Below are 431 nucleotides of genomic sequence, written 5' to 3'. Positions count from 1 at the left end.
CTATGGAGGTTATCCTCAGAAGCATCTGCAGCCAGCGAAGTTCCCGCCAACGCGGCAGCGACAATGAAGGGAATTGATCTCACGGTTATGCGCCTTGCCTCCCTGATCTGCTACGGAAAGCGCTTGAGTCTAACGTCGATTCATCCAATGCCTCAAACTGGCGATCTCAAAGAACTCTTGGCGACCCCACAGCAATCACTCACTGCGCGTCTTTAGTCCTCAGGTCCATATGCCACGTGAAAATCATGTGCAGTGAGAGAGTAGCTAACACGATAAACTTTTTAGTAGTCGATCCTGAGATTGAGCGACTCATAGTGGACATGGAGTGACACGCAATGTCATTTGAGAATAGGCTAGGGCCTAGACATCGGGGAAGAATTCATGACTATTGATATCAGCGGCCTTTCTGCCAAGGAACTTCGCTCACTGAT

General features: G+C 49.4%; 1 protein-coding gene. It reads left to right on the top strand.

Translation table 11 applies throughout. The features are described 5' to 3' along the window. The coding region (locus GVL52_RS30710; protein ID WP_210254135.1) for a hypothetical protein at positions 1-216 on the top strand (216 nt) is incomplete at its 5' end. Between the last annotated feature and the right edge of the window lie 215 nt (positions 217-431).

This window comes from Rhizobium sp. 18055, assembly GCF_902706285.1.
Lineage (GTDB): Bacteria > Pseudomonadota > Alphaproteobacteria > Rhizobiales > Rhizobiaceae > Rhizobium.
Note: the sequence above shows the minus strand (reverse complement) of the source record. Positions and strands in the feature narration are given on the sequence as shown.